The organism is Paenibacillus sp. (genome assembly GCF_048976745.1).
Classification (GTDB): domain Bacteria; phylum Bacillota; class Bacilli; order Paenibacillales; family Paenibacillaceae; genus Paenibacillus.
The window spans coordinates 1-20,439 of sequence record NZ_JBHGUU010000020.1 but is presented as its reverse complement, the minus strand read 5'-3'; the positions used below and the strand labels follow the sequence as shown (position 1 = coordinate 20,439).

The window sequence follows — 20,439 nt, the reverse complement described above, 5'->3', positions numbered from 1 at the left end:
AATACTAAATGATTCAACCATTTACACGTTTGACTGTGGCTGACAACTCCGGTGCGAAGGAACTGATGTGTATCCGCGTACTCGGCGGTACGGGACGTCGTACAGCTCAAATCGGTGATCTGATCGTTTGTTCTGTTAAACAAGCAACACCAGGCGGCGTTGTCAAAAAAGGTGATGTAGTTAGAGCGGTTGTCGTTCGTACGAAACGTTCTGTACGTCGTAAAGACGGTTCCTACATCGGTTTTGATGAAAATGCAGCGGTTGTTGTAAAAGACGACAGAAGCCCACGTGGAACACGTATTTTCGGACCAGTTGCTCGCGAACTTCGCGATAAAGACTTCATGAAAATCGTTTCCTTGGCTCCAGAAGTTATCTAAAGCTTAATCTCGTGATGTTAGAAACAGGAGGTGTACGAAATGCCAAGAGTGAAAAAAGTTCTGGAATCCCATAACAACAAACTTCACGTTAAAAAGGAAGATACGGTTATGGTGATCAGCGGTAAAGACAAAGGTAAAAAAGGCCGTGTCATCGCTGCTTATCCTCGTGAGAACCGCGTCCTTGTGGAAGGTGTGAACATGGTGAAAAAACACCAGAAGCCTAACCAGCAAAATCCGCAAGGCGGCATTATCGAGAAGGAAGCTCCGATTCACGTTTCCAACGTAATGCACATCGATCCGAAGAGCGGAAAAGTAACCCGTGTAGGTTACAAAGTTTTGGATAACGGAAAGAAAGTGCGCGTTGCTAAACGTTCCGGAGAAATTATCGACTAATTGAACCGAATGAGAAAGGAGGGCTATGATTCATGGCATCAAGAATGAAAGAACGTTACCTGCAAGAAATCGCTCCTGCTTTGATGCAGAAGTTTAACTATACAACGGTAATGCAAGTGCCGAAAATCGAGAAAATCGTTATCAACATGGGTGTGGGCGACGCTGTCCAAAACTCCAAAGTGTTGGATTCCGCAGTAAACGATTTGCAACTGATCGCAGGTCAAAAACCTGTAATCACTCGTGCAAAAAAATCTATCGCAGGATTCAAACTGCGTGAGAATATGCCTATCGGTGTTAAAGTAACATTGCGCGGCGAGCGTATGTACTTCTTCCTCGATAAACTGTTCAACGTTACGCTTCCTCGTGTCCGCGACTTCCGTGGTGTTTCGAGCAAAGCTTTCGACGGACGTGGTAACTACACACTGGGTCTGAAAGAGCAATTGATCTTCCCAGAGATCGAGTATGATAAAGTTGATAAAGTCCGCGGTATGGATATTGTCATCGTAACAACGGCGAAAACAGACGAAGAGTCCCGCGAATTGCTTACGCAAATGGGAATGCCTTTCGTTAAGTAATGTTGGCATAACGTTTCCGGGTGTCTGGAAAGACTCCCTTTTCTCCGAAATTATTTAGGAGGTGTCAGGCTAAGTGGCAAAAACTTCGATGAAAGTTAAACAACAACGTACTCCAAAGTTTAAAGTACGTGCATATACACGCTGTGAGCGTTGCGGACGTCCACATTCGGTCCTGCAAAAGTTCAAAATTTGCAGAATTTGCTTCCGTGAATTAGCTTATAAAGGCCAGATCCCTGGCGTGAAAAAAGCAAGCTGGTAAAAAGTCCTGAACGGGAAGGAGGTTAACTCACAATGACTATGTCTGATCCAATTGCAGATATGCTTACTCGTATTCGTAACGCGAACACTGTTCGTCACGAAACGGTAGAAATGCCTGCTTCGACAATGAAAAAACAAATCGCCGATATCCTGAAGCGTGAAGGTTTCATCCGTGACGCTGAAGTTATCGATGATAACAAACAAGGGATTATCCGTGTTTTCCTGAAATACGGTCAAAATAACGAGCGCGTTATCACTGGTCTGAAAAGAATCAGTAAACCTGGTCTTCGTGTTTACACGAAAAGCAACGAAGTACCTCGTGTACTTGGTGGCCTGGGAATCGCGATCATCTCGACATCTAAAGGTATCATGACGGACAAAGAAGCTCGTCAATCGAAATCCGGCGGAGAAGTCGTTTGCTACGTTTGGTAATATAACGTCACAAGATAGGAGGTGCAACATATGTCTCGTATTGGTCGCAAACCAATCACAGTACCAAGTGGTGTAGACATCACCCTGGACAACACCGTTATTACGGTAAAAGGACCAAAAGGAACTTTGACTCGTGAGCTTCATAAAGACATGAAGGTTACAGTTGAAAATAACGAAATCACAGTTGTGCGTCCTTCCGATAACAAAACTCACCGTTCTTTGCACGGCACAACGCGTAGCGTTGTAAACAATATGGTGAGCGGCGTTACTGAAGGATTCGCGAAATCTCTGGAATTGGTTGGGGTCGGATATCGTGCAAGCAAATCCGGAGATAAAATCGTTCTGAACGTTGGCTACTCTCACCCGGTTGAAATTACACCGGAAGCGGGAATTGAATTCGAAGTACCTTCGAATACAAAAATCATCGTTCGCGGAATCGACAAAGAGCGTGTAGGTGCTTACGCTGCTAAAATCCGTTCCGTACGTGAACCTGAGCCGTACAAAGGTAAAGGTATTAAATATGAAGGCGAGCGTATCATCCGTAAGGAAGGTAAAGCCGGTAAGAAGAAATAAGATTTCTCTTACCGCCTTTGCGCGGCTTTCGGCTTGCTTGCTTCGTGTGTTTCTAATATACCCCGTGGCTTCTGATTTGAAGCCAGCGAGGTAACCTGAAAGGAGTGAATCTTTGAGATGATTACGAAACCAGATAAAAATAAGGCTCGTCTGAAAAGACACCTTCGTGTTCGTAAGAAAATCCAAGGAACGGCAGCACGTCCTCGTTTGAACGTATTCCGTTCTGGTAAACATATGTATGCTCAAATCATCGATGATGTTGCTGGTGTAACAATCGCTTCTGCGTCTACTGTAGACAAAGAATTGAGCACTGACATCAAAAATGGTGCATCTGTTGAATCAGCTCGTAAAGTTGGCGAACTCGTTGCTAAACGTGCTAAAGATAAAGGTGTTTCCAACATCGTATTTGACCGTAGCGGTTATCTGTACCATGGTCGTATCGCAGCATTGGCTGAAGCGGCTCGTGAAGCAGGACTTGAGTTTTAAGATATTTTTCAAAAGGAGGTTAACGACTTGCGTGTAGATCCGAATACTTTGGAACTGACTGAAAGAGTTGTAAATATTAATCGCGTAGCTAAAGTAGTAAAAGGCGGACGCCGTTTCAGCTTTAGCGCACTGGTTGTAGTCGGCGACGGCAACGGCTGGGTTGGAGCTGGTATCGGTAAAGCGGGCGAAGTACCTGATGCAATTCGCAAAGGTATTGAAGACGCTAAGAAAAACCTTGTACACGTTCCACTCGTAGGAACATCGATTCCTCACTTGGTAACAGGTAAGTTCGGCGCAGGACGCGTGCTGTTGAAACCAGCATCTGAAGGTACTGGTGTTATCGCTGGTGGTCCTGTACGTGCGGTTCTCGAACTTGCTGGTGTAGGTGACATTTTGACAAAATCTCTGGGTTCTTCGAATTCCATGAACATGGTCAATGCGACTTTGGAAGGTTTGTCCCGTTTGAAGCGTGCTGAAGACGTGGCTAAACTGCGCGGAAAATCCGTCGAAGAGCTTCTGGGTTAAGGAGGGAATTCTCATGGCTAAATTAGAAATTACCCTCGTCCGCAGCTTGATCGGACGTCCGGAGACGCAAAGAACAACTGTGAAAACATTGGGTTTGCGCAAAATCAATAGCAAAGTGGTACAAAACGATAATCCTGCCATCCGTGGTATGATTAACAAAGTAAGCCACTTGGTTGCTGTTAAAGAAGTAGAAGCTTAAAAACGGGTTAATCCCACAAATCTTTAAGGAGGTGCAACGAACGATGAAGTTACATGAGCTTTCACCATCTCCTGGATCCCGCAAAGAACGTAAACGTCTTGGTCGCGGTCCAAGTAGTGGTACAGGTAAAACATCAGGTCGCGGTCACAAAGGACAAAACGCTCGTTCTGGCGGTGGAGTACGTCCAGGCTTCGAAGGTGGACAAAATCCATTGTATCGTCGCTTGCCAAAACGTGGTTTTGTAAACCCAACTCGCAAAGAATATGCAGTTGTGAATACTGAAGACCTGAATAGTTTTGCTGCGGGTACTGAAGTAACTCCAGAATTCTTGATGACGAATGGCGTAGTTAAAAACGCTAAATCCGGAATCAAAATCCTGGGTAACGGTGATGTCACTGTGAAGCTGACTGTTAAAGCTAACAAGTTTTCTCAATCTGCTATTGAGAAAATTGAAGCTGCCGGCGGTACAACTGAGGTGATTTAATGTTCAAGACCCTAAAGAATATCTGGCGGGTTGAAGATCTGCGCAAAAGGGTATTATTTACCCTTTTTGTACTGATCATTTACCGCATCGGCTCCTTTGTTCCCGTACCGGGAGTTAACAAAGATGTGTTCGAAGCGACAAATTCTGCGGGTAAAGAAGTTTTTGGACTTCTCAATACGTTCTCGGGTGGAGCGCTCTTCCAGTTCTCGATATTTGCGCTCGGGATCGTGCCTTACATCACTGCGTCTATCATAGTACAGTTGCTTTCCATGGACGTTATTCCTAAATTAGCGGAGTGGGCAAAGCAAGGTGAACAAGGTAAGAAAAAATCTGCACAGTTGACCCGTTATTTAACCATCGGGCTGGCATTGATTCAAGCGTTTGGTACGTCGATCGGATTCAACCGCTTGTACAATACAGAGATGGTGCCTAACGCTACATTTGCAGATTATATCTTGATCGCGATTGTACTTACGGCTGGTACTTCATTCCTGATGTGGCTTGGTGAGCAGATCACCGAGAAGGGCATAGGAAACGGGATTTCGATCTTGATCTTTGCGGGTATCCTATCTACGGTGCCTAACATTATCAAACAAACGATCGAATCTGACTTCATTCAACCTGACCAACTGTTTATGAATATTCTTAAAGGTGTAATCATCGCAATTGTTATTGTGTTGATCATCATAGGGGTCATTTATATTCAGCAGGCGATTCGGAAAATTCCGGTACAGTACGCTAAACGTGTCGTAGGTAACAAAATGTACGGTGGACAGAATACACATATCCCGCTGAAAATTAATGCAGCAGGTGTTATCCCTGTCATCTTTGCTTCATCGCTGTTGATGTTCCCAACGATCATCGCCAATTTCTGGGCAGATCAAGATTGGGCTCGGTGGATTGGTCAAAACCTGACTACACACAAACCTCTGGGTATGTTATTGTATGTCGTGATGATCTTCGGTTTCACATTCTTCTATACTTTCGTACAGATGAATCCACAGCAGATGGCTGATAATATGAAAAAGAACGGCGGTTACATCCCAGGCATTCGTCCGGGTAAAGCAACCGAGAAATATCTGACCCGTGTCATGACTCGTTTGACAATGGCCGGAGCCATCTTCTTGGCAGTCATTTCCGTTCTGCCTGTATTCTTAGGGGCACTTTCTGGTTTGCCTCAATCTGCGCAAATTGGAGGAACATCCCTCCTGATCGTTATCGGTGTTGCGCTGGATACGATGAAGCAAATCGAAAGCCAATTGATCAAACGCCACTACAAAGGTTTTATCAATAAATAGGCAATAGGTACCGGTCGAGTGAAGATTTACTTGCCGGCACCTATTGTGCTGTTTGTTGATGTAGGGTAGTCTTGGAGGGAGTGACATAACGTGAACATCCTATTCATGGGCCCTCCGGGGGCAGGAAAAGGAACGCAAGCAGACGTCATCGTGAAAGAGTTCGGTATTCCCCATATTTCAACAGGCGATGCATTTCGTCTCGCGATCAAACAGGGAACTCCCATTGGCATGAAAGCCAAGGAATATATGGATCAAGGATTGCTTGTACCAGATGATGTAACCATTGGCATCGTTGAAGAACGTTTGCAGCAGCCTGACTGCAGAGAAGGTTTCCTCTTGGACGGATTTCCAAGAACCCTTTCGCAAGCAGAAGCGCTCGATGGCATTCTGGATCGATTGAACTCAGGTCTCGATCATGTAATCAACCTGAAAGTGGATCGCAACAAATTGCTCGCTCGTTTGACGGGTCGTCGAATTTGTAAAAACTGTGGTTCCACTTATCATGTGGTATTCAATCCGCCTAAGCAGGAAGGTATTTGTGATAAATGCGGTGGTGAGTTGTATCAACGCTCTGATGATAATGAAGAGAGTGTAGGTACACGACTGGACGAGTATATCAACAAAACTGCACCACTCCTCACGTTCTATGAGACTAAAGGTCTTCTTCGTCAAATGAACGGAGAACAGGATATCGATCAAGTTTCTCAAGAAATCGTGTCCTTACTGAGAGGTTAATTGATGATCATTGGTAAGTCCGAAACGGAACTGGGCTTGATGAGGGAAGCAGGGAGAATTGTTGCGGAAACGCATCGTCTCTTGGCAGAGCATATCGCTCCCGGTATTACGACTGGTGAACTTGACCATATGGCTGATCAATATATCCGCAGTCAAGGAGCTGTGCCGTCTTTCAAAGGTTATAACGGTTTCCCTGCCAGTGTGTGCGCTTCAGTAAATGAAGAGTTGGTACATGGATTTCCCGGCAAACGCAAGTTGAACGAGGGCGATATCGTTACGTTTGACATTGGCGCGCAGTACCAGGGGTATCATGGAGATTCCGCCTGGACTTATCCAGTCGGCCGTATTTCCGAAGAAGCCCGTCGTCTTCTGGACGTTACCGAGGCTTCGTTATACGCAGGTCTGGCGCTGGTAAAACCGGACGTTCGCTTGTTTACAATATCTCATGCGATTCAGAAATATATTGAAGATGAAGGGTTCTCTGTCGTTCGTGAATATGTCGGTCACGGCATAGGCGCAGATCTGCACGAGGAACCACAGATTCCGAACTATGGTCTTCCCGATCGGGGACCACGGCTTAAAGCGGGCATGGTGCTGGCCATAGAGCCGATGGTTAACGTAGGTAGACGGTATGTGAAAACGTTGGAAGATAACTGGACTGTCGTCACGGTTGATGGAAAGTTATGTGCCCACTTTGAACACACCGTAGCAGTTACACCTGATGGTATGGAAATTTTCACGAAACTGAATGCGTAGGTGATAAGGCATGAACAATCAGTCTAATCCGCAGCTCGGTCAACTTGTGAAGATCCGTAAAGGCCGCAATGCGGACCAAGCCGCAGTAATTGTTGCTATAGCGGACAGTAAGTTCGTATATATTGCGGATGGAGACAAACGTAAGTTTGATCAACCCAAGAAGAAGAATCTTCTTCATCTGGAACTCCAGCCTATGATTAGCAGCGAGGTTGTGAACAGTTTAAACGAGAGTGGTCGGGTGACAAATGGAAAGCTCCGTTATGCGGTTCATTCATTTCTGGAATCCACCAACATTCAAGCTGAAGAGAAAGGAGACTGACTAATGGCCAAGGAAGATGTCATTGAAGTGGAAGGTACGGTTCTTGAACCGCTACCGAATGCAACATTCAAGGTTGAGCTTGAGAACGGTCATCAAATTCTCGCTCACGTTTCCGGAAAACTGCGGATGCACTTTATCCGTATCCTGACTGGAGACAAAGTAGTTGTTCAGTTGTCGCCTTATGATTTAACAAAAGGTCGCATAACTTACCGTAAATAGTAGTAGACAGTTGCAATGAACTGTGAAGCTTATGAAGCGGGTTTTGCCCGGCAAAACTTGCGAAAGCTTCGAAGCCGGTTTTACAATAGTAGAACAAGGTCAATGCTTACGAAGAGGGTTTTGCTTAGCAAAACTTTGAGGAGGTAATTCACATGAAGGTAAGACCTTCGGTCAAGCCGATTTGCGAAAAATGCAAAGTCATTCGCCGCAAAGGGAATGTTATGGTTATCTGTGAAAATCCGAAACACAAACAAAAACAAGGTTAAAGAAGGGGGTGTAGCGTAAAATGGCACGTATAGCTGGTGTGGATTTGCCACGTGATAAGCGCGTTGAGATCGCCTTGACTTATATTTTCGGAATCGGTAAAACGACTTCCCAGAAAATTCTGAGCACAACAGGCATCAATCCGGACACTCGTGTTCGTGATTTGACGGAAGATGAAGTCAGCAAATTGCGTGAAAGTATCGATAAAGAGGTCAAAGTAGAAGGTGACCTGCGTCGAGAAATCTCTTTGAATATTAAACGTTTGACGGAGATCGGTTGTTACCGTGGAGTTCGTCATCGTCGTGGTCTGCCTGTTCGTGGACAACGTACGAAAACGAATGCTCGTACTCGTAAAGGTCCTCGTCGTACAGTAGCGAACAAGAAGAAATAATAAGGGGGGATAAGAGAAAATGGCTAAACCGAAAAAAGTCGTACGTACTAAACGTCGTGACCGTAAGAATATTGAATCTGGCGTGGCGCATATCCGTTCCACTTTCAATAACACTATCGTTACTATTACGGATCCTCACGGAAATGCAATTTCGTGGGCAAGCTCCGGCGGTCTCGGATTCAGAGGTTCCCGTAAATCGACTCCGTTTGCTGCACAAATGGCTGCTGAGACTGCTGCCAAAGCTGCAATGGAACATGGGATGAAAGCCGTTGAGGTTATGGTTAAAGGACCAGGCGCAGGCCGTGAAGCAGCGATCCGCTCTTTGCAAGCTGCTGGTCTTGAAGTTAACCTGATCAAAGACGTAACTCCAGTCCCGCATAACGGATGCCGTCCTCCAAAACGTCGTCGTGTCTAATGAGATTTGCCCCTGCGTGTGGTATATTTCCGGCACAATCTGCTAATAATGGTTGTTTAGGCATACTACTACATGTTTTCGCAAGAGAAGGTAAATGTTTCATAGAGGACCGACGTTTTGAAGGAGGGGTATTGCAGTGATTGAAATCGAAAAGCCGAAAATTGAGACGGTAGACGTCAACGATGATGGCACCTATGGGAAATTCGTAGTAGAACCGCTTGAGCGCGGATACGGTACGACGCTTGGAAACTCGCTTCGCCGAATCTTGCTCTCGTCACTGCCGGGTGCGGCAGTGTCTTCGGTTCAAATCGATGGCGTTCTGCATGAATTTGCTACAGTTCCTGGCGTAATGGAAGATGTTACGGAGGTTATTCTTAACCTGAAAGCTTTGTCGCTTAAGATTCATTCGGATGAGGAGAAAGTGCTCGAGATTGATGCTGAAGGCGAAGGAGCAATTACGGCTGGAGATATCCGTGCTGACTCCGATGTGGAAATCCTTAACCCGGATTTGCACATTGCTACGCTCGGACCAGGTTCGAGACTTCACATGCGTATTTTTGCCAATCGCGGTCGCGGCTACGTCCAGGCAGATCGGAATAAACGCGATGACCAGCCGATCGGCGTCATCCCAGTCGATTCCATCTTCACCCCGATCAGTCGCGTTAACTACGCTGTGGAAAATACGCGTGTCGGTCAAGTGACCAACTATGACAAGCTCACGTTGGAAGTTTGGACTGATGGAAGTATTCGTCCTGAAGAGGCTGTAAGCCTTGGCGCTAAAATTTTGACTGAGCATTTGATGCTCTTCGTGGGTCTTACAGACGAAGCGAAAGATGCAGAGATCATGGTCGAAAAAGAAGAAGACAAAAAAGAAAAAGTACTCGAAATGACGATCGAAGAGCTGGATCTCTCTGTTCGTTCCTACAACTGCCTCAAACGTGCCGGTATTAATACCGTGCAAGAGCTGACTACGAAAACGGAAGAAGACATGATGAAAGTCCGTAACCTCGGACGCAAGTCTTTGGAAGAAGTTCAAGAGAAGCTTGAGGAACTTGGTTTGGGACTCCGTACAGAAGAATAGACAGCCGAGTGCTTGAAGTGAAGGAGGGAAAACAATGGCATACCAAAAGTTGGGCCGTAATTCCAGCGCACGTAAAGCTTTGTTCCGTGACCTGGTAACCGACCTGTTCTTATACGAACGCATTCAGACAACTGAAGCGAAAGCAAAAGAGGTTCGCTCTATTGCTGAAAAACTGATCACTAAAGCGAAAAAGGGAGATCTTCATGCCCGTCGCCAAGTGGCAGCTTATGTTCGCCGCGAAACTATCGATGGTGAGCAAGATGCAATCCAAAAACTGTTTAGCGAATTGTCCGGTCGTTACGCTGAGCGTCCAGGTGGATACACTCGTATCTTGAAACTGGGACCTCGTCGTGGTGACGCAGCGCCAATGGTTTACTTGGAACTGGTAGACCGCGCGTAAAACAGATGAGATGAGGAAAGGGGACAGAATCAACGATTCTGGATTAACCCTTTTTTTCTCTTCATTTCGGAATTCGTGCTGTAATAGAAGCTCCGTAAGGGGCTTCTTTTGCTGTTCGGGATAGGGATATGTATAGTATGGAACAAAGGTGTGGTAATAATGCGGAACTTATGTATGACGTTAACTTATGATGGCACTGCCTATTACGGCTTCCAAGTACAGCCGGGTGGGAATACCATTCAGGATCATCTTGAAGATGCGATTCGTGCTTTAACCGGTGAGAAGGTTAAAATTACAGGTTCAGGCCGAACAGATGCAGGTGTTCACGCCCGCAGACAAATCTTCAATTTTCCTACGGAGTCCCAGATCCCGATTGAACGTTGGTGTATTGCACTCAACTCCAGACTACCCTCCGATATTGTCGTTATTGATGCGATTGAAGTTTCGGCTGATTTTCATTCTCGCTATGCAGCGAAAAAGAAGACGTATCGTTATACAGTCAATGCGAATCAATTTCCGGATGTATTCAACAGAAGACTGCAATATCATCATCATGCGAAGCTTGATATTATGGCAATGCAGGAGGGTTTACGACATTTCATAGGGACGTATGATTTTACCTCTTTTGCTTCACGCAAGTCTCAGAAAGAGAATCATGTCCGTTCGGTATACGAAGCATGGATGGAAGTGGACCGATCAATGTGCAGAGACCATCCGCGCGATCAGGGTGTCATTCACATTTATGTGAGTGGTAACGGCTTTTTGCAGCATATGGTTCGTATTATTGTTGGGACACTGCTGGAGATCGGAGAGGGCAAACGGAAAGCCTCTGATGTACCGAATATGATTGCTGCATGTAATCGATCTGCTGCAGGACCTACTGCAGTTAGCTGCGGTTTAATGCTCTGGGATCTTGAATACAAAAAAGATTAAATTTGGTGAGTGAAAAACTTAATTAACACTTGCGATTTAATCGCCTATCATGTAATATAAAAGTTGTGTTTTCTTAATGGCTTTCCCACAGCCCCAATTAAGAGGTTCACATCAAATTTACAATCCATCAACACCTAAAGTTATAACTTAACGAACGAAGATAAATGAAAATGATGATTTTGAACATTTTAAGGAGGAACTTTTCATGCGTACTACGTACATGGCGAAGCCTAACGAAGTTGAGCGCCAATGGCACATCATTGATGCTGAAGGCAAAACCCTCGGACGTTTGGCGAGCGAAGCAGCTGCTTTGATTCGCGGCAAACATAAGCCACAATTCACTCCACATGTGGACACTGGCGATTTCGTTGTTATCATCAATGCTGAGAAAATCGTATTGACTGGTAAGAAAATGCAAGGTAAAAAATACTACCGTCACTCTATGCACCCAGGTGGTTTGAAAGTAACTACTGCTGAAGAGATGGTTAAAAACAAACCTGAGCGTATGTTGGAATTGGCTGTTCGCGGTATGCTTCCTAAAACTCGCATGGGCGAGAAAATGAAGTTGAGACTTAAAGCGTACAGAGGCACTGAGCATCCACATGCAGCACAAAAACCAGAAGTTTACGAACTTCGCGGTTAATTAAAAGGAGGACAGTTTCATGGCACAAGTACAATACTATGGGACAGGTCGTCGTAAACATTCGGTAGCACGTGTTCGCCTTGTACCGGGTGAAGGACGCATTGTCATCAATAAACGTGATATTAATGAATACTTCGGTTTGGAAACACTCAAACTGATCGTAAAACAACCACTGAACTTGACAGAAACGCTCAACAACTATGACGTTCTTGTTATTGCTCATGGTGGCGGAATCTCCGGTCAAGCCGGCGCAATCCGTCATGGTATCTCCCGCGCTCTGTTGAAAGCAGATCCGGAATACCGTGCATCCCTGAAAAAAGCAGGATTCCTGACTCGTGACCCACGTATGAAAGAGCGTAAAAAATACGGTCTCAAAGCGGCTCGTCGCGCACCTCAGTTCTCCAAACGTTAATATTAAAAGCCTTTGGCCTCGGTCAAAGGCTTTTTTATATATTCAAGACGATTCAGCCTTATACTGTATCTGTCTGTGCGATAGCTCTCATATCTCTGATATCTCTCCTTATGCTTATGCATTTTCTCCTCATCACCTTTGCAATATCCTCTTAATATCCCTTATTACAGTTCTATAATATGTACCTTTAAAACATCTAACTGAACCTCTTTAGTCGTTTTAGATCATTCATTTTTCGCTTACCCATCACTTACTACACGATCAACACCTTTTTTATAAAATCATCAATTGGCGCTCACGCTGGATTTTTTAAAGCTTTTGGTTTACTGGTTTTGCACTTAATTCTTTACTGCAAGTCTCATCAGTATTTCTTATGGATACGATAAAAGTACCTTACATATCAATGGCTATATGTCGTCAATCACCTCCCTTTGAAACTTGATCTTCTCTTTCTTTATTTTTAATCGACTAGTGATTTTTTGATGCTGCTTTTGCCTGCAAGAACTGTCCAAACCTAGCAGCAGCAAAACTTTCCAAGCCGAAGAGATGTATTATCATCTGACCAATCACTTGGACCAACATCATTGTTTTTGTCTCATGAACAGAGAAATGGATAAATTAAACCAAAATATTGTGTTAGAGCGACAATCAAAATGGGCAAAAACTGATTTATTTTACCATATGGCAGGCATTGACATCCGCAAAGAAAGATTTATACTAAATATAATTCATATTAGATTAGTCGGCTTTAAGATGTATTGAAATGCAGAATGGGGGGAATTCACAGATGAACTTGTTGGAGAAAGAAGAATTGGCACGGACGAAGGCAGAGGAACTGGAGCATGCTAGTCCAGAGGATATTATTCGTTATGCTATTGAAACATTTCCTAATATCACTTTTGCATGTAGCTTTGGTGCGGAAGATGTTGTACTTGTAGATATGTTGCAGAAGATCAGCCCGTCCACAGATATTTTTTATCTGGATACTGATTTCCACTTCAAAGAAACATACGAAACACGTGATAAGATGCAAGAGAACTACAACCTTGAATTTGTACGCGTGTCACCTAAGATTACTCCGGAAGAGCAGGCAGCTCAACACGGTAAAGAGTTGTGGAAGTCTGATCCCAATGCGTGCTGTAACATTCGAAAAGTCGAACCGTTAACACGAATTCTTTCTCAGTATGATGCCTGGATTACAGGTATTCGTAGAGATCAAGCACCAACTCGTGCAAACTCAAAAAAAGTTGAGTATGATTCAAAATTTGGCCTGATGAAGTTTAATCCAATTGCACATTGGACGACAGAGGATGTATGGCAATATATTCGTGACAATAACGTTGTATATAATCCTCTACATGATCAGAACTACCCGAGTATTGGCTGTGAGCATTGCACACGTCAGGTTATGCCTGGCGAGGACCCTCGTGCTGGACGCTGGTCTGGTAATGATAAAACGGAATGTGGCCTTCATAAATAATAGATACACTAGGAACTGACAAGATGACATCGATTCTGCCACATGGAGGTACGCTGGTTCAGCGTGTCGTACAAGGAGAAGAACGGGAGCAATTGTTGCAAGACAGTAAAAACTTATCCTCTTTGCTTATTAATACCTGGACGATATCAGATGTGGATCTGATTGGGGTGCCCCGCATCCCTCCAGATTGGTGAACTTGTGAAACTTGTTGGTGATCAAGATGGAGTAACTTATGGACTGCTCGAAGTCCAAAGTATATACCAGGGTGAAGAAGCTCGGCGTTCGCAAAAATTACGGGTGTACGCACTTTATTGTTGGTCGTGACCATGCGGGTGTTGGTGATTATTATGGAACATATGAAACGCAGGAGATCTTTACTAACTTCACAGCAGAGGAACTTGGGATCACACCGCTGTTCTTCGAACATAGTTTCTTCTGTACCAAATGTGGAAACACGGCATCCAGCAAAATTTGCTCACATGATAAAGAACACTATATGACGCTTTCCGGCACCAAAGTACGCGGGTTGCTCCGTGACGGCCAGTGTCCTCCTCCTGAATTTACACGTCCTGAGGTAGCTGAGGTTCTGATTGAAGGAATGCCGGAGCAAGTCCGGTCCTAACGGTATATTTGTCCATCTTGTCCCATATAGATGATTAGAGTCATTTATAGGGACGAGGTGGTTTTTTTTATGCGTAAAAATATGGGGAAACACTTTGTAGTCTGGATTAGGTTAAAAACAATTAAAAGGGTCATGCTGAGCCTCTGTCTGCTGGCCATGTTAGTGGCGGTAATGTCCTATGAGCTGCCTTCCGCCAAGACGTCAGGTTATTGGAGTTTGCCGATGGCGGGTAAAGTCATTGCCATTGATGCAGGACACGGAGGTCCAGATGGAGGAGCGGTAAGTAAGCAGGGGGTTATTGAAAAAGATATTAACCTGTCTATCGCCTTGTATGTGAGAGATTATCTGCAACAGGCAGGGGCTTTAGTGGTTATGACACGAGAAATAGATACTGATTTAGCCGAATCGGACACCAGGGGGTACTCCAAACGCAAGACGGAAGATCTGAAACAAAGAGTGCGGCGGATAGAGGATAAGCAAGCAGATCTCTTTATCAGCATTCACATGAACAGTGTCCCATCTAACCGATGGAGTGGAGCGCAGGTTTTCTATACACCTAACCATCCGGATAACGAAGGGTTGGCTAATCTGCTTCAACAAGAGATGGTTCGTAATCTGGAGAATACAGATCGAATCGCCAAAACGGTGAATACGGTTTATCTGTTACAGGCTCTGAAGATCCCTTCAGCACTGGTAGAAGTGGGTTTCCTTTCTCATCCAGAAGAGGCTCGTATGCTTGCCGACGAAGCTTATCAACGCAAGGTAGCTGCTTCGATCTATAATGGAATTCTTAGATATTCCTCAGGAGAACGACCTAAAAGTTAGTCAGAACAAGAAAGGTAATGATATAATTGGATCAGCATACCTAATTACATGCCAATAGATAAAGCTGAGGTGCTGTCTGATGTTATCAAAAGAACAGATACTTGAACTATTACAGCCATTACAAGAACCACAATTGGGAGTAAGTCTGACCGAACTGGAATGGGTTCGAGATATTATGGTGAAAGAAAATCATGTGGCTCTGACCATCGTGACACTGGAAAATCAACCTGAGGATACAACAGCCTTGAGTGATGCAGCGCGTAATCTGTTGTCCCAGCACGGACTTAAGGATGTACATATTCGTGTGCGTGCAGCTTCTGAGCATGATCGTGAGAGCCTGAATATGGGACAACCCAATGATGAGACAGATCGGGACGAAGTGCTCGTAAAAGGTCACGCAGCGGGTCTGGATGGACATGAGCTGTTAAGTTCTGAATCAGGTGTTCGTTTTATTGCTGTGGCCAGTGGTAAAGGTGGCGTTGGTAAATCAACGGTGACCGTTAATCTCGCTGCCGCCTTGGCACGTCAAGGTAAGAAAGTGGGATTAATTGATGCGGATATCTATGGCTTCAGTGTACCCGACATGATGGGGATTGAAGAATATCCGGTCGTTGAAGATGGCGTTATTCAACCGGTTGAACGTTTTGGAGTCAAAGTCATGTCGATGGGCTTCTTTATTCGGGAGAACAACCCGGTAATTTGGCGTGGACCGATGCTCGGTAGAATGCTGCGTCAATTCTTTACGGATGTCCAATGGGGTGAACTGGATTATATGTTACTGGATTTGCCACCAGGGACGGGAGACGTCGCTTTGGATGTGCATCAGATGTTGCCACAGAGCAAGGAAATTATCGTTACAACGCCGCATGCAACAGCAGCTTTTGTCGCAGCACGTGCGGGTGCAATGGCTATTCAGACCGATCATGAGTTACTTGGTGTGGTTGAGAACATGGCTTATTATGAGTGTGGCAGTTGCGGCGAGAAGGATTATGTCTTTGGTCGTGGAGGCGGGGGAAGACTTGCGGAAAGTCTGCATACAAGCTTGCTTGCCCAGATTCCATTAGGTACGCCGGATAATCATCCTTCCGAGCCTGATTTCTCACCTTCTGTCTACAAAGCAGATTCCCGTATAGGGGCTATCTACGATGAAGTTGCCCGGTCCATTGAATCCAAATTCTAAGGGTATGAGTGTTATAAATACAAATAAAGCCTGCGTCCACTTGGATGCAGGCTTTTCAGTATCTGTGGTGTGTATTAACACCTGCTGTTTATGATCCTCCGCCACCTGAATCTCCACTGCTTCCACCATCTCCGCCATCACTACCACCTTGGCCGTCTTGCTGTCCGCCTTGTTCTTGCCCTTGTTGACCGCCACTTTCTACTTTGGGTTGCAATTCGTCCTGTACTACCTTCTTGAGCAAAGTTAGTACTTCCATGCGGAACAACGGGTTTTGCATCACTTCCTGCATGACAGTCATCGTCTGTTTACGATAATCCGGAGTCTTCGTCATATCCATGAACATCTTGGATACTTCAGGTGACTTCATGATGGATTCAACAGACTTTTGATAGGTGGGATCTTTAATCAGTTCCATATGAAGTTGTTTACTTTGTGCATTGATCACCTTGGCAAATTCACCCGCAAACTGCGGATCAGTCATGATCTTTTCGAACTCTTTCTTATATTCGGGGGCTGTGATGGTATCTTTTACTGCAATACGTATTTGTTCCGAAGATTGCACAGGCATTAACATTTTCATACCAATGGTTCTCGAACCACCACCCGATCCGCCGCCACCTTCTTCTGAACCTCCACCTTCACCGCTGGATGTGCTCTGACCTGTAAGAGCCTCCTCAACCGCTTTCTTGCCTTCGTCACTTTTCAAAATATCTACAACCATTGTTTTCATCTCTTTATAACTGCCCTGAGGAGGCGAAGAACTCTGATCTGAACCGCAGCCGGCAAGCATGACGGATAGCCCCAGTACGACACAGCATAGCTGCCACAAAGGCCGTTTCATGTGTACAATCCCTCCTTGATTAGATACTGGATGTAGTATGTGATGGGAAAGGGTTAAATATGTTGAGCAATGATGGTTTTTTGTTGAGAAGGTTGGTAAAATAAACACTCGGGGGTGGAAAACATTTGAATTTACGTAAATGGTTTTTCCTGTTTTGGACAGCCTTGCTTATTGGGGCCGCGGGAGCGTTAGGTACAGGATTGATTATGATGTTGTTGAACGGAGAGAAAACAAATGGATTGAATGATTTTCTCCTGTATCTTTTGATCCTATTTGGATCAGGGGTTATGATCAGCGTGTATTCACAAATGGGTTTCTTTGCATATCTGATATTGAATTATATGGGTAAAGGTGTATTTCCTAAGCGCGGTTGGCAGATCGTGCAAGTTGTATTAACGGTGTTAGCCCTATTTGACGTGATGTTTTTACGTCTGTTTGTTGGGGGAGACCGGGAGCGCATATCGGATATTGTGTTAGGTCTCATTATTTTGGCCGCTGCAATTGTTACCGCTTACGTTAAAGTAAAGCTGACTCATCTCTCCGCACTAGTACCTACACTCTTTTTCATGATTGCCGTCACCATAGTGGAGACGATCGGCGTATTGCGTATTGATGTGAACGCTGCAACTATCTTTATTGTGGTTCCCTTGCTCTTATGTAATGCATACCAAATGCTGATATTGCATAGGCTTGTGGATGTATCCGCAAAGAACAGCATAAGTGGAGAGGCAGAACAGTTGAAAGAAAGTCGAGCATAAATTGCGTCTAGTATAAAACATACCAAAAAGAGCTAACCTGGTTAGCTCTTTTCAAATTTTAAACTCTTTACATCCGTACGGGGAGCTGTAGCCCCAAGGAATTTGCCAATTATTGACCGCTGGCTTGATCGCGAACTTCCTTACCTTCCACACTGGAGTGGTTAAGCAATTCAGACACGGTTACAAATTCATAGCCCTGATTTTTTAATTTGTCGATAATGACAGGGAGTGCCTCATGAGTTTGTTTAGAGGAATCGCTTGCATGCAGCAGTACGATGTCCCCTGGATGTGCTTTGCTTACTACGCGATCAACAATGGTCTGTACACCGGGGTTTTTCCAATCCAAAGAGTCGGTATCCCACTGAACAACCTGATAATTCAGACTATTGGCTACCTGAAGCACACGCTTGTCAAAGTCCCCGTTGGGCAGACGCAGTAATTTCGGTTCTTTTCCCGTTAAATCGGTTAAAATGCTATGAGCTGTCGAAATTTCTTTGCGAATCTGTTCCTCGGTCAGGCTGCTGTAGTTCTCATGTCTGTGACCATGGCTGCCAATTTCATATCCTGCCTCTTTGATGGCAGTTACAATTTCGGGGTGTGTCTTGCTCCAGGGGGAGGATAGGAAGAAGGTTGCCTTCTGCACTTTATTCTCCTGAAGAACTTTCAGAATCGGCTCTGTCCGTTTATCTCCCCAGCTAATGTCAAAGGTAAGAGCAATGACCTTTTTTTCGGTTGGAACGCTGTAGACGGCTGAAGGTGCTTCCTCCGAGAATACGGAGACATTGCCACTCTCCAGATAAATAATACCGATCGCAAAGATGGCAGCAACGAGGACAATCAGGTACCGTTTAATCTTTTTGCCGCTAAATACATAGAACGAGTTCATTTCAATAAGCGCCCCTCTCCCATAAGAAATGCTTGTTTACTCTCCAATGTATGCTCGTACTCCTCAGTTATTCGTAACGGGGCCTTGTTTGTCCATCATTTTACATCCTACAGGAGGTTATTATGTTAAAATTCAGTACATTTCTTAGAGATCTTGGCTCCATCCGCAATGCATTAATCTGGGCAGTAGTATTGTTTATCGTTGGAATAGGGGCAGGATGGGTGAGTACAGGGCCACTGGAAGAATTGTTGTTGAATCAAATTGGAGGATTACGTGAAGTCAGTGAACGGCTGGAACAGGGGGGCAATGTACAATGGAACTTCTTCCTGTTTATCTTTTTCAATAATGCGATCAAAAGTGTGCTTGTCATCTATGCCGGTATATTCTTCGGTATTCTGCCAGTCATCTTCCTGCTGATCAATGGGATGGTCCTTGGATTTGTAGTTCACACCACCATGAATTATGGAGCGAGTTTCTATGATATTGTGGTTAAAGGTTTGCTTCCGCATGGCATAATTGAGATTCCCGTCATTATTATTGCTTGCGCATTTGGACTGAAGTTTGGTGGTCTGGTTATCAAAAGCCTTGCACAACTTGGAAGTGACAAGCGAAACACAATGGGTATCCGGTGGAGAACATTTATGAATAAGACGTTAACGGCATCCTTCTGGGTTGTCATCTTGCTTTTTGTTGCAGCAATCATCGAAAGCACACTTACGTATACTCTGGTGAGAGGATAAAATTTTGTGATGGTTGGCATTCATAAATTTTCAGAAAGTTGACCATAACAATAAAACGGGTTCCAGCAGCACCCATAAAAAGCGATTGCACGGGGGGCTGCATGAAACTTGTGTAAGTGTGATAAAGAGGCTATGCACAAAAAGGAGAACTCTAATGTTGGGTATGTTGTTTAACGAGAAGGAATGCAAGGAACTAGACTATGTGCTGCGTAAAGAATTAGATGAGATGCTTTTCGATCTAAGTGATAATCGTCTTGACCAAGAGATCAAATATGCTATCGCGAGCCGATATAAGACTGTATTCCGCATGTATGCACGATTTGCCCCGCCAAAAGAGCTGTCCAAATATGCAAGAGGTGGGAAGCTGAAAAAGTCGAAGCCGTAATGCTGAAGCTGGTCATATATTCGATGTACAGTAGTGGAAGTGAGGTGCGGCTCTTAATAGCGGGGGCTGTACCTCTGAATCATGAAAATGTGAAATTGTTGAGAGGTTCATGCTTTTTGTCGAAAAAGGGTTGACCTTTCTAAATTCATATGGTAAATTAATTTTCGTTCCTTTTTTAGGAGCGGTTCACCAAAACAAGCATGAAAATAAAGCGATTGAAAAGAATCGAAAAAATAATGCTTGCAAAGAGAACTTGAACATGATATATTATAAAAGTCGCCGCTGAAACGACGACAACATGAAAAACAGCACGGAATTGAATGTTTGATCTTTGAAAACTGAACAACGAGTGAGTAAACATTCTGCTTGCAGAATGAACGCAAAAGTTCGAAACAAGCCTTGGCTTGAATCGACTGGAGCACAAATGAGATTTTTAATCTCGTCAGATTCAAAATGAGCTTATCGCTCTTTTCAATACTTTATTGGAGAGTTTGATCCTGGCTCAGGACGAACGCTGGCGGCATGCCTAATACATGCAAGTCGAGCGGAGTTGA

The 20,439-nt window shown here is 44.5% G+C and carries 32 protein-coding genes, 1 rRNA gene and 1 pseudogene; 32 read left to right on the top strand and 2 right to left on the bottom strand.

What is annotated here, in order from left to right; translation table 11 throughout:
- The first annotated feature begins 8 nt into the window (after nt 1-8).
- From rplN to ACE3K2_RS23470, 28 genes and pseudogenes are all read left to right on the top strand, one after another.
- Nucleotides 9-377, top strand: coding sequence for a 50S ribosomal protein L14 (gene rplN, locus ACE3K2_RS23605; RefSeq protein ID WP_017692085.1), 369 nt, complete (start codon nt 9-11; stop codon nt 375-377).
- A 39-nt stretch (nt 378-416) separates the two neighbouring features.
- Complete coding sequence (gene rplX, locus ACE3K2_RS23600; RefSeq protein ID WP_017692086.1) at nt 417-770, top strand: 50S ribosomal protein L24; 354 nt, start codon at nt 417-419, stop codon at nt 768-770.
- A gap of 32 nt (nt 771-802) precedes the next feature.
- Nucleotides 803-1,345 carry a 50S ribosomal protein L5 gene (rplE, locus tag ACE3K2_RS23595; RefSeq protein ID WP_253441169.1) on the top strand — a complete coding sequence of 181 codons (543 nt, stop codon included), beginning with the start codon at nt 803-805 and terminating at the stop codon, nt 1,343-1,345.
- Nucleotides 1,346-1,418: 73 nt separating this feature from the next.
- Nucleotides 1,419-1,604, top strand: a complete 186-nt coding sequence (locus ACE3K2_RS23590) for a type Z 30S ribosomal protein S14 (protein ID WP_013312154.1) — start codon at nt 1,419-1,421, stop codon at nt 1,602-1,604.
- Between the two features lie 32 nt (nt 1,605-1,636).
- Nucleotides 1,637-2,035 carry a 30S ribosomal protein S8 gene (gene rpsH / locus ACE3K2_RS23585; protein WP_017692088.1) on the top strand — a complete coding sequence of 133 codons (399 nt, stop codon included), beginning with the start codon at nt 1,637-1,639 and terminating at the stop codon, nt 2,033-2,035.
- Between the two features lie 30 nt (nt 2,036-2,065).
- The gene (gene rplF, locus ACE3K2_RS23580; RefSeq protein WP_017692089.1) at nt 2,066-2,608 is read left to right on the top strand and encodes a 50S ribosomal protein L6; all 543 of its coding nucleotides are present in this window, start codon (nt 2,066-2,068) and stop codon (nt 2,606-2,608) included.
- A gap of 117 nt (nt 2,609-2,725) precedes the next feature.
- Complete coding sequence (rplR, locus tag ACE3K2_RS23575) at nt 2,726-3,094, top strand: 50S ribosomal protein L18 (protein ID WP_017692090.1); 369 nt, start codon at nt 2,726-2,728, stop codon at nt 3,092-3,094.
- A gap of 27 nt (nt 3,095-3,121) precedes the next feature.
- Nucleotides 3,122-3,619, top strand: a complete 498-nt coding sequence (rpsE, locus tag ACE3K2_RS23570) for a 30S ribosomal protein S5 (protein ID WP_017692091.1) — start codon at nt 3,122-3,124, stop codon at nt 3,617-3,619.
- Between the two features lie 13 nt (nt 3,620-3,632).
- Nucleotides 3,633-3,818, top strand: a complete 186-nt coding sequence (gene rpmD, locus ACE3K2_RS23565) for a 50S ribosomal protein L30 (protein ID WP_017692092.1) — start codon at nt 3,633-3,635, stop codon at nt 3,816-3,818.
- A gap of 43 nt (nt 3,819-3,861) precedes the next feature.
- The gene (gene rplO, locus ACE3K2_RS23560; protein ID WP_062836188.1) at nt 3,862-4,302 is read left to right on the top strand and encodes a 50S ribosomal protein L15; all 441 of its coding nucleotides are present in this window, start codon (nt 3,862-3,864) and stop codon (nt 4,300-4,302) included.
- On the top strand, nt 4,302-5,600 hold the full coding sequence (gene secY / locus ACE3K2_RS23555; protein ID WP_421895778.1) for a preprotein translocase subunit SecY: 1,299 nt from the start codon (nt 4,302-4,304) through the stop codon (nt 5,598-5,600). The genes rplO and secY overlap by 1 nt, the downstream gene beginning before the upstream one ends.
- A gap of 90 nt (nt 5,601-5,690) precedes the next feature.
- On the top strand, nt 5,691-6,335 hold the full coding sequence (locus tag ACE3K2_RS23550) for an adenylate kinase (RefSeq protein ID WP_421895775.1): 645 nt from the start codon (nt 5,691-5,693) through the stop codon (nt 6,333-6,335).
- A gap of 3 nt (nt 6,336-6,338) precedes the next feature.
- Nucleotides 6,339-7,091, top strand: a complete 753-nt coding sequence (map, locus tag ACE3K2_RS23545) for a type I methionyl aminopeptidase (protein WP_036607191.1) — start codon at nt 6,339-6,341, stop codon at nt 7,089-7,091.
- Nucleotides 7,092-7,101: 10 nt separating this feature from the next.
- Nucleotides 7,102-7,410, top strand: coding sequence for a KOW domain-containing RNA-binding protein (locus tag ACE3K2_RS23540; RefSeq protein WP_017692097.1), 309 nt, complete (start codon nt 7,102-7,104; stop codon nt 7,408-7,410).
- Nucleotides 7,411-7,413: 3 nt separating this feature from the next.
- On the top strand, nt 7,414-7,629 hold the full coding sequence (infA, locus tag ACE3K2_RS23535; RefSeq protein ID WP_017692098.1) for a translation initiation factor IF-1: 216 nt from the start codon (nt 7,414-7,416) through the stop codon (nt 7,627-7,629).
- Nucleotides 7,630-7,781: 152 nt separating this feature from the next.
- Nucleotides 7,782-7,895, top strand: a complete 114-nt coding sequence (rpmJ, locus tag ACE3K2_RS23530) for a 50S ribosomal protein L36 (protein ID WP_003333770.1) — start codon at nt 7,782-7,784, stop codon at nt 7,893-7,895.
- A 20-nt stretch (nt 7,896-7,915) separates the two neighbouring features.
- Nucleotides 7,916-8,284 (top strand): 30S ribosomal protein S13, encoded by a 369-nt coding sequence (rpsM, locus tag ACE3K2_RS23525; protein WP_062329455.1) that lies wholly within the window; start codon nt 7,916-7,918, stop codon nt 8,282-8,284.
- Between the two features lie 19 nt (nt 8,285-8,303).
- Nucleotides 8,304-8,699: a 30S ribosomal protein S11 gene (rpsK, locus tag ACE3K2_RS23520; RefSeq protein ID WP_017692100.1), complete on the top strand. Its 396-nt coding sequence runs from the start codon at nt 8,304-8,306 to the stop codon at nt 8,697-8,699.
- 136 nt (nt 8,700-8,835) lie between these two features.
- The gene (locus ACE3K2_RS23515) at nt 8,836-9,780 is read left to right on the top strand and encodes a DNA-directed RNA polymerase subunit alpha (protein ID WP_017692101.1); all 945 of its coding nucleotides are present in this window, start codon (nt 8,836-8,838) and stop codon (nt 9,778-9,780) included.
- A 34-nt stretch (nt 9,781-9,814) separates the two neighbouring features.
- On the top strand, nt 9,815-10,180 hold the full coding sequence (gene rplQ / locus ACE3K2_RS23510; protein ID WP_017692102.1) for a 50S ribosomal protein L17: 366 nt from the start codon (nt 9,815-9,817) through the stop codon (nt 10,178-10,180).
- A 159-nt stretch (nt 10,181-10,339) separates the two neighbouring features.
- A complete protein-coding gene (gene truA / locus ACE3K2_RS23505; RefSeq protein WP_076216861.1) occupies nt 10,340-11,113 on the top strand; it encodes a tRNA pseudouridine(38-40) synthase TruA in 774 nt (257 codons plus the stop codon).
- 205 nt (nt 11,114-11,318) lie between these two features.
- On the top strand, nt 11,319-11,756 hold the full coding sequence (gene rplM / locus ACE3K2_RS23500; protein ID WP_024633564.1) for a 50S ribosomal protein L13: 438 nt from the start codon (nt 11,319-11,321) through the stop codon (nt 11,754-11,756).
- A gap of 19 nt (nt 11,757-11,775) precedes the next feature.
- Complete coding sequence (gene rpsI, locus ACE3K2_RS23495; protein ID WP_017692105.1) at nt 11,776-12,168, top strand: 30S ribosomal protein S9; 393 nt, start codon at nt 11,776-11,778, stop codon at nt 12,166-12,168.
- A 787-nt stretch (nt 12,169-12,955) separates the two neighbouring features.
- Nucleotides 12,956-13,648, top strand: a complete 693-nt coding sequence (locus tag ACE3K2_RS23490) for a phosphoadenylyl-sulfate reductase (RefSeq protein WP_421895746.1) — start codon at nt 12,956-12,958, stop codon at nt 13,646-13,648.
- Nucleotides 13,649-13,671: 23 nt separating this feature from the next.
- Entirely contained in the window at nt 13,672-13,842 is a 171-nt protein-coding gene (locus tag ACE3K2_RS23485; protein WP_421895743.1) for a hypothetical protein, read from the top strand.
- An 86-nt stretch (nt 13,843-13,928) separates the two neighbouring features.
- Nucleotides 13,929-14,270, top strand: a pseudogene (sat, locus tag ACE3K2_RS23480) (sulfate adenylyltransferase); the annotation flags it as partial.
- Nucleotides 14,271-14,339: 69 nt separating this feature from the next.
- Nucleotides 14,340-15,095: an N-acetylmuramoyl-L-alanine amidase CwlD gene (gene cwlD / locus ACE3K2_RS23475; protein ID WP_421895740.1), complete on the top strand. Its 756-nt coding sequence runs from the start codon at nt 14,340-14,342 to the stop codon at nt 15,093-15,095.
- A gap of 79 nt (nt 15,096-15,174) precedes the next feature.
- Nucleotides 15,175-16,275 carry a P-loop NTPase gene (locus ACE3K2_RS23470; protein ID WP_421895737.1) on the top strand — a complete coding sequence of 367 codons (1,101 nt, stop codon included), beginning with the start codon at nt 15,175-15,177 and terminating at the stop codon, nt 16,273-16,275.
- Nucleotides 16,276-16,363: 88 nt separating this feature from the next.
- Here the strand turns inward: ACE3K2_RS23470 and gerD are convergent, their stop codons facing one another.
- Nucleotides 16,364-17,116, bottom strand: a complete 753-nt coding sequence (gerD, locus tag ACE3K2_RS23465) for a spore germination lipoprotein GerD (RefSeq protein WP_421895734.1) — start codon at nt 17,114-17,116, stop codon at nt 16,364-16,366.
- A 125-nt stretch (nt 17,117-17,241) separates the two neighbouring features.
- Here gerD and ACE3K2_RS23460 point away from each other — a divergent pair, with 125 nt between their 5' ends.
- Nucleotides 17,242-17,874: a KinB-signaling pathway activation protein gene (locus tag ACE3K2_RS23460; protein WP_421895730.1), complete on the top strand. Its 633-nt coding sequence runs from the start codon at nt 17,242-17,244 to the stop codon at nt 17,872-17,874.
- Nucleotides 17,875-17,983: 109 nt separating this feature from the next.
- Here ACE3K2_RS23460 and pdaB read toward each other — a convergent pair whose 3' ends face one another.
- Nucleotides 17,984-18,760, bottom strand: coding sequence for a polysaccharide deacetylase family sporulation protein PdaB (pdaB, locus tag ACE3K2_RS23455; protein ID WP_421895727.1), 777 nt, complete (start codon nt 18,758-18,760; stop codon nt 17,984-17,986).
- Between the two features lie 122 nt (nt 18,761-18,882).
- Here pdaB and ACE3K2_RS23450 point away from each other — a divergent pair, with 122 nt between their 5' ends.
- The 3 genes from ACE3K2_RS23450 to ACE3K2_RS23440 all read left to right on the top strand — a co-directional run.
- The gene (locus tag ACE3K2_RS23450; RefSeq protein WP_421895724.1) at nt 18,883-19,500 is read left to right on the top strand and encodes a stage II sporulation protein M; all 618 of its coding nucleotides are present in this window, start codon (nt 18,883-18,885) and stop codon (nt 19,498-19,500) included.
- A 154-nt stretch (nt 19,501-19,654) separates the two neighbouring features.
- Nucleotides 19,655-19,885, top strand: a complete 231-nt coding sequence (locus tag ACE3K2_RS23445; RefSeq protein ID WP_017692114.1) for a hypothetical protein — start codon at nt 19,655-19,657, stop codon at nt 19,883-19,885.
- Nucleotides 19,886-20,364: 479 nt separating this feature from the next.
- Nucleotides 20,365-20,439: ribosomal RNA gene (locus tag ACE3K2_RS23440) — 16S ribosomal RNA — on the top strand; the annotation flags it as partial.

Coding starts and splice junctions, on each gene's coding strand:
- rplN (WP_017692085.1), top strand. CDS start 9: ATGATTCAACCATTTACACGTTTGACTGTGGCTGACAACTCCGGTGCG.
- rplX (WP_017692086.1), top strand. CDS start 417: ATGCCAAGAGTGAAAAAAGTTCTGGAATCCCATAACAACAAACTTCAC.
- rplE (WP_253441169.1), top strand. CDS start 803: ATGGCATCAAGAATGAAAGAACGTTACCTGCAAGAAATCGCTCCTGCT.
- rpsH (WP_017692088.1), top strand. CDS start 1,637: ATGACTATGTCTGATCCAATTGCAGATATGCTTACTCGTATTCGTAAC.
- rplF (WP_017692089.1), top strand. CDS start 2,066: ATGTCTCGTATTGGTCGCAAACCAATCACAGTACCAAGTGGTGTAGAC.
- rplR (WP_017692090.1), top strand. CDS start 2,726: ATGATTACGAAACCAGATAAAAATAAGGCTCGTCTGAAAAGACACCTT.
- rpmD (WP_017692092.1), top strand. CDS start 3,633: ATGGCTAAATTAGAAATTACCCTCGTCCGCAGCTTGATCGGACGTCCG.
- rplO (WP_062836188.1), top strand. CDS start 3,862: ATGAAGTTACATGAGCTTTCACCATCTCCTGGATCCCGCAAAGAACGT.
- secY (WP_421895778.1), top strand. CDS start 4,302: ATGTTCAAGACCCTAAAGAATATCTGGCGGGTTGAAGATCTGCGCAAA.
- map (WP_036607191.1), top strand. CDS start 6,339: ATGATCATTGGTAAGTCCGAAACGGAACTGGGCTTGATGAGGGAAGCA.
- ACE3K2_RS23540 (WP_017692097.1), top strand. CDS start 7,102: ATGAACAATCAGTCTAATCCGCAGCTCGGTCAACTTGTGAAGATCCGT.
- infA (WP_017692098.1), top strand. CDS start 7,414: ATGGCCAAGGAAGATGTCATTGAAGTGGAAGGTACGGTTCTTGAACCG.
- rpmJ (WP_003333770.1), top strand. CDS start 7,782: ATGAAGGTAAGACCTTCGGTCAAGCCGATTTGCGAAAAATGCAAAGTC.
- rpsM (WP_062329455.1), top strand. CDS start 7,916: ATGGCACGTATAGCTGGTGTGGATTTGCCACGTGATAAGCGCGTTGAG.
- rpsK (WP_017692100.1), top strand. CDS start 8,304: ATGGCTAAACCGAAAAAAGTCGTACGTACTAAACGTCGTGACCGTAAG.
- rplQ (WP_017692102.1), top strand. CDS start 9,815: ATGGCATACCAAAAGTTGGGCCGTAATTCCAGCGCACGTAAAGCTTTG.
- truA (WP_076216861.1), top strand. CDS start 10,340: ATGCGGAACTTATGTATGACGTTAACTTATGATGGCACTGCCTATTAC.
- rplM (WP_024633564.1), top strand. CDS start 11,319: ATGCGTACTACGTACATGGCGAAGCCTAACGAAGTTGAGCGCCAATGG.
- rpsI (WP_017692105.1), top strand. CDS start 11,776: ATGGCACAAGTACAATACTATGGGACAGGTCGTCGTAAACATTCGGTA.
- ACE3K2_RS23490 (WP_421895746.1), top strand. CDS start 12,956: ATGAACTTGTTGGAGAAAGAAGAATTGGCACGGACGAAGGCAGAGGAA.
- ACE3K2_RS23485 (WP_421895743.1), top strand. CDS start 13,672: ATGACATCGATTCTGCCACATGGAGGTACGCTGGTTCAGCGTGTCGTA.
- cwlD (WP_421895740.1), top strand. CDS start 14,340: ATGCGTAAAAATATGGGGAAACACTTTGTAGTCTGGATTAGGTTAAAA.
- ACE3K2_RS23470 (WP_421895737.1), top strand. CDS start 15,175: ATGTTATCAAAAGAACAGATACTTGAACTATTACAGCCATTACAAGAA.
- gerD (WP_421895734.1), bottom strand. CDS start 17,116: ATGAAACGGCCTTTGTGGCAGCTATGCTGTGTCGTACTGGGGCTATCC.
- pdaB (WP_421895727.1), bottom strand. CDS start 18,760: ATGAACTCGTTCTATGTATTTAGCGGCAAAAAGATTAAACGGTACCTG.
- ACE3K2_RS23450 (WP_421895724.1), top strand. CDS start 18,883: ATGTTAAAATTCAGTACATTTCTTAGAGATCTTGGCTCCATCCGCAAT.
- ACE3K2_RS23445 (WP_017692114.1), top strand. CDS start 19,655: ATGTTGGGTATGTTGTTTAACGAGAAGGAATGCAAGGAACTAGACTAT.